The 8252-nt window shown below is 50.8% G+C and carries 7 protein-coding genes, 1 tRNA gene and 1 pseudogene; all 9 read right to left on the reverse strand.

The features are described from left to right. Positions 1-154: 154 nt before the first annotated feature. Complete coding sequence (gene rpoB / locus PPL9_RS22505) at positions 155-4297, reverse strand: DNA-directed RNA polymerase subunit beta (RefSeq protein ID WP_057464830.1); 4143 nt, start codon at positions 4295-4297, stop codon at positions 155-157. A 202-nt stretch (positions 4298-4499) separates the two neighbouring features. Continuing rightward, entirely contained in the window at positions 4500-4868 is a 369-nt protein-coding gene (gene rplL, locus PPL9_RS22510; RefSeq protein ID WP_057464831.1) for a 50S ribosomal protein L7/L12, read from the reverse strand. A 60-nt stretch (positions 4869-4928) separates the two neighbouring features. After that, entirely contained in the window at positions 4929-5447 is a 519-nt protein-coding gene (gene rplJ / locus PPL9_RS22515) for a 50S ribosomal protein L10 (RefSeq protein WP_057464832.1), read from the reverse strand. A gap of 341 nt (positions 5448-5788) precedes the next feature. Next, positions 5789-6484: a 50S ribosomal protein L1 gene (gene rplA, locus PPL9_RS22520; protein WP_057464833.1), complete on the reverse strand. Its 696-nt coding sequence runs from the start codon at positions 6482-6484 to the stop codon at positions 5789-5791. Positions 6485-6490: 6 nt separating this feature from the next. After that, on the reverse strand, positions 6491-6919 hold the full coding sequence (rplK, locus tag PPL9_RS22525; RefSeq protein ID WP_057464834.1) for a 50S ribosomal protein L11: 429 nt from the start codon (positions 6917-6919) through the stop codon (positions 6491-6493). Positions 6920-7040: 121 nt separating this feature from the next. Next, on the reverse strand, positions 7041-7574 hold the full coding sequence (gene nusG / locus PPL9_RS22530; protein WP_057464835.1) for a transcription termination/antitermination protein NusG: 534 nt from the start codon (positions 7572-7574) through the stop codon (positions 7041-7043). A gap of 39 nt (positions 7575-7613) precedes the next feature. Further along, positions 7614-7805, reverse strand: coding sequence for a preprotein translocase subunit SecE (gene secE, locus PPL9_RS22535; RefSeq protein WP_057464836.1), 192 nt, complete (start codon positions 7803-7805; stop codon positions 7614-7616). A 119-nt stretch (positions 7806-7924) separates the two neighbouring features. After that, positions 7925-8000: transfer RNA gene (locus tag PPL9_RS22540), tRNA-Trp, on the reverse strand. A 111-nt stretch (positions 8001-8111) separates the two neighbouring features. Next, a pseudogene (gene tuf, locus PPL9_RS31540) lies at positions 8112-8252 on the reverse strand (elongation factor Tu); the annotation flags it as partial.

An 8252-nucleotide genomic window follows, 5' to 3' on the forward strand; every position in this document is an offset into this window, starting at 1 on the left:
AAGGTCTGTGCGGGAGCCTGTTGATTGAACAGGTTCATGACCTCTTGCGACATCAGCTCTCTCCTAAAATGCGCAGGTCGGGGAGCGTGCTAATAAGCAGGCTCCCCTCTTCCGGCATGAATACATGACTTACAGCGAAATACCTTGAAAGGTCTTATTCCGCGGCATCGATTGCTTCAGCGTCATCATTGGCTTTCTGACGCGGTTCCTTATCCTGCAACTCGACATTGAGGCCCAGGGAACGCATTTCCTTGACGAGAACGTTAAAGCTCTCAGGAATACCCGCCTCAAATGTGTCGTCACCCCGGACGATAGCTTCATAAACCTTGGTACGACCTGCCACGTCATCAGACTTAACAGTGAGCATTTCCTGCAAGGTGTACGCTGCGCCATAAGCTTCAAGCGCCCACACTTCCATCTCACCGAAGCGCTGACCACCGAACTGCGCCTTACCACCCAGCGGCTGCTGAGTAACAAGAGAGTAAGGTCCGATAGAACGCGCGTGGATCTTATCGTCAACCAAGTGGTGAAGCTTGAGCATGTAGATGTAACCCACAGTGACCTGACGGTCGAACTGTTCACCGGTACGTCCGTCATACAATGTAGACTGACCGGATGGTTTCATCTCAGCAATGTTCAGCATGTCAACAACGTCAGGTTCACGTGCACCATCAAAGACCGGAGTCGCGATGGAAACGCCATGACGCAGCTGCTCACCAAGTTTAGCAATGCCTTCGTCGTCGTATTCCTGAACCGGCTCACCCTTGATGTTGTCGCCGTAGATCTCAACGACCTTGCCACGAAGCTGCTCGATCTCGCCAGACTTACGATATTCGTCGTAAAGCTCGCCGATCTTCTGCCCCATGCCGGCACAAGCCCAACCAAGGTGTGTTTCAAGAATCTGACCAACGTTCATACGGGATGGAACGCCGAGTGGGTTCAGAACGATATCAACGTGTTGACCGTCATCCAGGAATGGCATGTCTTCACATGGGTTGATCTTGGAAACCACACCCTTGTTACCGTGACGACCAGCCATCTTATCACCAGGCTGAATCTTACGCTTAACCGCAACGAAGACTTTAACCATCTTCATAACGCCAGGTGGCAATTCATCACCACGCTGCAGCTTCTCAACCTTGTCGATGAAGCGCTGCTCAAGACGCTTACGGCTCTCATCATAAGAACCACGAAGCGCTTCCAGCTCGCTCATCAGCTGCTCGTCTTCGACAGCAAACTGCCACCACTGAGAACGTGGGAATTCGTTCAGAACGTTTCCGTCGATCTCAACACCCTTGCGGAAGTTCTTCGGACCACCAACAGTCACATGACCCATGATCATCTCAGCCAGACGGCCATAGACGTTACGGTCAAGAATTGCCTGTTCGTCGTCGCGGTCTTTCGCAAGACGTTCAATCTCTTCGCGCTCGATAGCCATTGCGCGTTCGTCTTTTTCAACGCCGTGGCGGTTGAATACACGAACTTCAACAACAGTACCGGATACACCTGGAGACAGACGCATGGATGTGTCGCGAACGTCAGAAGCTTTCTCGCCGAAGATCGCACGCAGAAGTTTTTCTTCTGGTGTCATCGGGCTTTCGCCCTTTGGAGTGATCTTACCAACAAGAATGTCGCCTGGTTTCACCTCAGCACCAACATAAACAATGCCGGCTTCATCAAGGTTCTTCAGCGCTTCTTCAGAAACGTTAGGAATATCGCGAGTGATTTCCTCAGGGCCAAGCTTCGTATCACGCGCCATCACTTCGAATTCTTCGAGGTGGATGGAGGTGAAGACGTCATCGCGAACGATGCGCTCGGACAGAAGGATGGAATCCTCGAAGTTGTAGCCGTTCCAAGGCATGAACGCGACCATAACGTTACGGCCAAGCGCCAGATCACCCAGATCAGTCGAAGGACCGTCTGCAATGATATCGCCCTTACGAACCCGGTCACCTACGTTCACCAGCGGACGCTGGTTGATACAGGTATCCTGGTTGGAACGCTGGAACTTCATCAGGCGGTAGATATCTACGCCAGACTTGGAAGGATCCAGATCTTCAGTCGCACGAATAACGATACGTGTTGCATCAACCTGGTCAACCACACCGCCGCGACGTGCGCCAATAGCAGCACCAGAGTCACGAGCAACGATTGGTTCCATACCGGTACCAACAAATGGAGCCTGCGCACGAACGAGCGGCACAGCCTGACGCATCATGTTGGAACCCATCAGTGCGCGGTTCGCATCATCGTTCTCAAGGAACGGAATGAGCGACGCAGCAACGGAAACCAGCTGTTTAGGAGACACATCCATCAGATCAACGCGATCGGAGGTGACCAAGATGTTTTCACCCGCATGACGACACTGAACCAGGTCGTTCACGAAGCTACCATCTTCGTTCATCTCAGCGTTCGCCTGAGAAACGTAGTACTTGCTCTCTTCCATAGCGGAGAGATAGACAACGTCTTTCGTCACAAGACCATCAATAACACGGCGGTATGGGCTTTCAATAAAGCCATACTTGTTCACACGTGCAAAGGTTGCCAGTGAGTTGATCAGACCAATGTTCGGACCTTCCGGTGTTTCAATCGGGCAGATACGACCATAGTGTGTTGGGTGAACGTCACGAACCTCAAAGCCTGCGCGCTCACGGGTCAAACCACCAGGCCCAAGCGCTGAAAGACGACGCTTATGCGTCACTTCAGACAGTGGGTTGGTCTGATCCATAAACTGAGACAGCTGGGAAGAACCGAAGAACTCACGAACAGCTGCTGCAGCAGGTTTTGCGTTGATCAGGTCCTGAGGCATCACAGTGTCGATCTCAACGGAGCTCATACGCTCCTTGATCGCACGTTCCATGCGCAGCAGGCCAACACGGTACTGGTTTTCCATCAGTTCGCCAACAGAGCGAACACGACGGTTACCAAGGTTATCGATGTCATCGATCTCGCCGCGGCCATCACGAAGATTAAGCAGCAGGCTGATCACTGACAGGATATCGTCTTTACGCAGAACACGAACAGTATCTTCACACTCAAGGTCAAGACGCATGTTCATCTTCACGCGGCCAACCGCGGAAAGGTCGTAGCGCTCAGCATCGAAGAACAGAGACTGGAACATAGCCTCTGCAGTCTCAATGGTTGGCGGCTCACCAGGACGCATAACGCGGTAGATGTCAAACAGAGCACCTTCGCGGCCGTCATTCTTGTCAGCAGCCAGCGTGTTGCGGATGAAAGGACCAACGTTAACGTAGTCGATATCCAGAACAGGCAGATCGTGGTAGCCACGTTCGATAAGCTCATGAAGAAGCTTTTCAGTCAGCTCTTCACCAGCTTCAGCGTATATCTCACCAGTACGCGTATCAACAATGTCTTCGGCAAGGTACTGGCCAAACAGATCATCATCAGTACCCTTAAGAGATTTAACACCCTTTTCGGTCAACTGACGGATTGTACGAGCGGTAATTTTCTTACCAGCTTCAACAACAACTTCACCGCTAGCAGCATCAACCATATCGGCAGTTGCTTTAGTACCCTTAAGACGAGCACCATCGAACGGTACGGACCAGCTGTTTTCGCCGTTACGTACGTAGTCGATACGATTATAGAAGGTATTGAGAATCTCTTCGCTATCAAGACCAAGCGCCATCAACAAAGATGTCACAGGGATCTTACGACGGCGGTCGATACGTGCGTGGACAATGTCCTTAGCATCGAATTCGATATCGAGCCATGAACCACGGTAAGGGATCACACGTGCAGCAAACAGAAGTTTACCGGAAGAGTGGGTCTTACCTTTGTCATGGTCAAAGAATACACCCGGGGAACGGTGCATCTGAGACACGATAACGCGTTCTGTACCATTGATCACAAAGGTACCGTTATCGGTCATGAACGGAATATCGCCCATGTAGACATCTTGTTCTTTGATGTCTTTAACCGATTTTGCGCCAGTATCTTCATCCACATCAAACACGATGAGGCGAAGCGTAAGCTTCAGTGGCGCAGCGTAAGTCATATCACGCTGGCGGCACTCTTCCACATCATACTTTGGTGCTTCGAATTCGTAATCTACGAATTCAAGAAGGGAATTGCCTGCAAAATCCGAAATGGGGAATACGGACTTAAATACGGCCTCTAGGCCTTCGTCAACGCGGTTATCTTCAACCTTATCAACTTGCAAGAATTGGTCATAAGACGCCTTCTGCACTTCGATAAGGTTTGGCATAGCCGCTACATCGCGGATGGATCCGAAGTATTTACGGACCCGCTTGCGACCGTTGAACGTCTGCGTCATTGTCGCTCCTCGTATCACTCAAGGTGACGGTTCAGAAAAACGACGCCCTGCATGGCAGAAAACGTAGCTTCTCAGAACCGTCCACAATAGGGCGCTGTTCAGGCACCCTCCCCCGTTGGGACGTTTACCCCGGCCGGGAAACCCGCCAGGGTACGGAAAAGGTCCCGGATTACTCCGGGACCAATATCTGAAGAACTCAGGATTACTTGAGTTCTACTTTTGCACCAGCTTCTTCGAGCTTCTTTTTCAGCTCAGCAGCTTCGTCTTTAGAAACGGCTTCTTTAACAGCTTTCGGAGCGCCTTCTACGAGCTCTTTAGCTTCTTTCAGGCCAAGACCCGTGATCGCACGTACTTCTTTGATCACGTTGATTTTCTTCGCGCCAGCGTCAGCCAGGACAACGTCGAATTCAGTCTGTTCTTCAGCTGCTTCAGCAGCAGGACCAGCAGCAGCAACAGCTACAGGAGCAGCAGCAGAAACGCCCCACTCTTCTTCGAGCAGCTTGGAAAGCTCAGCAGCTTCCATAACGGTCAGTGCGGAGAGTTCTTCTACGATCTTTGAGAGATCAGCCATTTTTCAGTACCTTGTTGTTCGAACCGTTTTCGGTTTTGACAAAAATTATGTGGTTCCGCCTTACGCGGCTTGGTCCTTCTCGGCGTACGCATTGAAGACGCGAGCAAGTTGCCCGGCCGGTGCGCTCGTAACCATGGCCATACGGGTCGCTGGGGTCTGAAGCATACCCACCAGCTTGCCACGAAGCTCGTCCAGAGACGGCATCGCTGCCAGTGCTTTAACACCAGCAGTATCCAGGTTAGTTGAACCAAGAGCACCACCAAGGATTACGAAATTTTCGTTAGCCTTAGCGAAGTTAGCAGCAGCCTTAGGCGCAGCAACTGGATCGTCAGAGTAGACGATGACAGTTGGGCCTGTGAACAGGTCGCTGATATGCTCTAGTTCAGTGCCTTGAAGGGCAAGCTTGACAAGGCGGTTTTTAGCAACCTTTACGGTACCACCAGCTTCACGAGCATCAGCACGCAGCTGAGTCATCTGAGAAACTGAAAGGCCCGCATAGTGCGCAACAACTGCAACGCCAGTGCTCGACAACACTTCGTTGAAATCGCTGACGAACTTTTGCTTATCCGCTCTTTCCACTTGCCTTCTCCAGTTGGCAGCAATTCTCATTGCCGCCGGTTTGCCTTTGCCGCATCAAAATTGGGCTAACCCAACCTCGACAACGACGATTAGGGTCCTGTCCCCTTACGCGCCGGAGAGACGCAGCAAGGCAATTTGGTTCGAACCGCAAGGTTGAATTGCATTTTGCATATCAACCAAATCAGTTCTTCTCCATCTATGCAGGCCTTTCTTATCAAAAACTTAAACCAACAAACGTTGGCACCTGCAGTCTCGGACAGGGATGCCGAAGGACCATAACAGTCTTTCAGCGGTAAAACCTCCCACATGAAAGCGGGAGGTAACTCTTATAGGCGAGGTGTTTACTCGGTAATAGAACCAAGATCAACCTTCACGCCAGGTCCCATCGTGGATGAAAGGGCTACGCGCTTAACGTAAGTACCTTTTGCACCTGATGGCTTAGCTTTGATCACTGCATCAACGAACGCTTTCACGTTCTCTTCCAGCTTGGAAGCTTCAAAAGAAGCTTTGCCAACGCCAGCGTGAATGATACCAGCTTTTTCAACGCGGAACTGTACAGAACCACCTTTGGCGTCTGTAACAGCCTTGGTCACATCAGGGGTCACAGTGCCAACCTTAGGGTTAGGCATCATGCCGCGAGGACCGAGAACTTTACCAAGACGACCAACGAGTGGCATCATGTCAGGAGTTGCGATGACGGTATCGAAGTTGATGGTACCGCCCTGAACTTCTTTAACCAGCTCTTCAGCACCAACAATGTCTGCGCCAGCAGCTTTTGCTTCATCAGCTTTCGCATCACGAGCAAATACAGCAACGCGTACAGTTTTACCGGTACCGTTTGGAAGAACACATGCACCACGAACCATCTGGTCTGCGTGACGTGGGTCAACACCAAGGTTGATTGCAACTTCGATGGTTTCGTCAAACTTGGCAGTGGAGCCAGACTTAACAACACCAAGAGCTTCGCTTACTGCGTACTCTTTGTTACGATCAATACCTTCGCGAGCAGCTTTAATGCGCTTACCTACTTTAGCCATGATACTTTACTCCGTAACTTCCAGACCCATGGAACGGGCGGAGCCTTCGATCATCAGCATTGCTGCTTCGATGTCGTTAGCGTTGAGATCTTTCATCTTAGCTTCTGCGATTTCACGAACCTGAGCTTTAGTCACGGACGCAATGGTACCGCGACCAGCAGTTGCTGAACCAGATTTGACTTTCGCAGCTTTCTTAAGGAAGAAAGAAGCAGGAGCTGTCTTAACTTCAAAAGTGAAAGACTTATCGGAGTAATAAGTAATGATGGTTGGGCAAGGAGCACCTTTCTCAACATCCTGGGTCTTAGCGTTAAACGCCTTACAGAATTCCATGATGTTCAGACCGCGCTGACCCAGCGCAGGACCAATTGGTGGGGATGGTGTAGCAGAACCTGCTGGCACCTGAAGCTTTAAGTAGCCGTCAATCTTTTTCGCCATAATTCTCTCCAGAATGGATCTGTGAAATCACGCCAAGCGCATTTCACTGGATAAGAGAGCGGGCGGTCTGGCTTCCAGCACACCGACGAAAGTGCGCTTCACCTGCCGCCCCATCCCGGACTTAACCGACTTTGTCGACCTGTCCGTATTCAAGTTCAACCGGGGTAGCCCGGCCGAAGATGGACACTGTCACTTTCAGACGTGCCCGTTCCTCATCGACTTCCTCGACGAGACCAGAGAAGGAAGCAAACGGGCCATCGCTGACGCGAACCTGTTCACCAACTTCAAAGCTGACAGAAGGTTTCGGAGCTTCGACACCTTCCTGAACCTGATTAAGAATACGCTGCGCTTCAGCCTCGGAGATCGGCATCGGCTTCTTGTCGTTACCGAGGAAGCCGGAAACTTTCGGCGTATCGTTGATCAGGTGATAAGCATCGTCGCTCATCTCCATCTTCACCAGAACGTATCCTGGGAAGAACTTACGCTCAGCATCAACCTTGCGACCGCGACGTACCTCTACGAACTTCTCGGTCGGAACCAGAACTTCGTCAAATGAATCTTCAAGACCCTGCTGCTGAGCTCTTTCTTTAATCGCTTCAGCAACTTTACGCTCGAAGTTCGAATAAGCGTGCACAATATACCAGCGCTTAGCCATCTTAAATCCTGTTCCTACTAGAAATGCCTGTAAGGCTATTTAGAAGCCAAGCAGTAAACTGATACCCCAGCTCATCAGCTGGTCAGCAGCAAGAAAGAACATCGCCGCCAGGAAAACCATCACGAAGACCATTAACGTGGTCACGCCAGTTTCCTTACGCGTCGGCCAAGTTACCTTCGCAGTTTCAGAACGAACTTGCTGGATAAATGTAAAAGGATTGGTTTTTGCCATCCGGTCCCGGCCCATTACATGACAGGTGGGCGCGTAGATTCTTCCACGCACCCTATCCCTGAAAAACTCTTCATATGCCACCAACTTCGATTAATCAAGATTTTTCTCAACCAAAGAGATGGCAGGGGCAGCAGGGCTCGAACCCGCGACCTACGGTTTTGGAGACCGTCGCTCTACCAACTGAGCTATACCCCTACAAAGTCCCAAGCATGGGACAAAACCTTTTTCCGACCAATAATCAACTCACTGGAAGGAACCGTACCGCAATAACCACCGCGGCACGATATGTAAAGACTTTAAAAGCCTTTATTCGATGATTTCAGCTACAACACCAGCGCCGACGGTACGACCGCCTTCACGGATAGCGAAGCGCAGACCATCTTCCATAGCGATTGGTACGATAAGTTCAACTGAAACAGCAACGTTATCACCAGGCATCACCATTTC

It is taken from the genome of Pseudovibrio sp. POLY-S9 (assembly GCF_001431305.1).
Classification (GTDB): Bacteria; Pseudomonadota; Alphaproteobacteria; order Rhizobiales; family Stappiaceae; genus Pseudovibrio.

Excerpts from the sequence above, each read along its gene's own strand:
- rpoB (WP_057464830.1), bottom strand. The coding sequence starts at position 4,297 with ATGACGCAGACGTTCAACGGTCGCAAGCGGGTCCGTAAATACTTCGGA.
- rplL (WP_057464831.1), bottom strand. The coding sequence starts at position 4,868 with ATGGCTGATCTCTCAAAGATCGTAGAAGAACTCTCCGCACTGACCGTT.
- rplA (WP_057464833.1), bottom strand. The coding sequence starts at position 6,484 with ATGGCTAAAGTAGGTAAGCGCATTAAAGCTGCTCGCGAAGGTATTGAT.
- rplK (WP_057464834.1), bottom strand. The coding sequence starts at position 6,919 with ATGGCGAAAAAGATTGACGGCTACTTAAAGCTTCAGGTGCCAGCAGGT.
- nusG (WP_057464835.1), bottom strand. The coding sequence starts at position 7,574 with ATGGCTAAGCGCTGGTATATTGTGCACGCTTATTCGAACTTCGAGCGT.
- secE (WP_057464836.1), bottom strand. The coding sequence starts at position 7,805 with ATGGCAAAAACCAATCCTTTTACATTTATCCAGCAAGTTCGTTCTGAA.